The following is an 851-nucleotide window of genomic DNA, read 5'->3' as shown; positions in this document are numbered from 1 at the left end:
GTGGGGGGTCAGGGCGGTGTGGGAGGTGGCCGCGACGTGGGCAGTGGCGGTGGCTGCGGCGTGGGCGGCGGCTGCGGCGCCTGCGGTAGCCGCGGCATGGGCCGTGGCTGCGGCGCCTGCGGTAGCCGCGGCATGGGCCGTGGCTGCCGCGCGGGCTGCCATGCTCGCCACTTTCACCACGCCGGCCGGAGTGGCCGCGTTCGCACGAACCAGGTTGGCCGCGGTCACGTGGGCCGCATGAGCCGCCTGCGCGGCACCCGCGGCCTCCGCACCCAACGCCGGCCGACTGGGCAACGCCGCCTTCAAGAACCGCGCCGCGACCACCGCGCCCCCGGCCGTCAGCACCCCGCACAGCGCCAGCAACAACCGCCGCCGCAACAACCCGACCGCCGCGATGACGACCAGCGACACCCCGAAGCTCTCAGCGGTCAGCCGGTTCAACCACCGATCGGCGTCCCCGTACCAACTCCCGCTGCGATGCTCCCGGGCCCCGGCCAACGCCGCGTTCTCGAAGTCCTGCCCCCACCGCGTCCGCACGGCGAGCAGGTAGACCACGAACACACCGGCGATCGCGACCAGCGCGCCGGCCACCAGCCGGTTTCGCAGGTCACGTCGGGAGCCGACAGTCGCCGTGTGACGGTCCACGGCCAGGGCCTCGGGGTAGAACATGCCTGGGGGGTACCCGGCAGGACGGCGCCGGTGGCGCACATTGCGCCAAACCGGTGAAAGGGCTGATTGTCGAGTGCTCGGCAGGGCGTACCGATCGCCTGAAGACACCTCTTGGTACCGGGGCGCGCCGGCGCGCACCGGGGCGTACGAGAGCTTGCCGGAGCTTGTCGAGGGTCGGGGCG

Annotated in this window: 1 pseudogene; it reads right to left on the bottom strand. The window is 73.7% G+C overall.

Annotated elements, in window-relative coordinates:
* Positions 1–669 (bottom strand): annotated as a pseudogene (locus KGQ19_RS48745) (hypothetical protein); the annotation flags it as partial.
* Positions 670–851 lie beyond the last annotated feature (182 nt).

This window comes from Catenulispora pinistramenti (genome assembly GCF_018274385.1).
Taxonomy (GTDB): domain Bacteria; phylum Actinomycetota; class Actinomycetes; order Streptomycetales; family Catenulisporaceae; genus Catenulispora; species Catenulispora pinistramenti.
The sequence above is the reverse complement of the archived record's forward strand: the minus strand, read 5'-3'. Positions and strand labels throughout refer to the sequence as shown.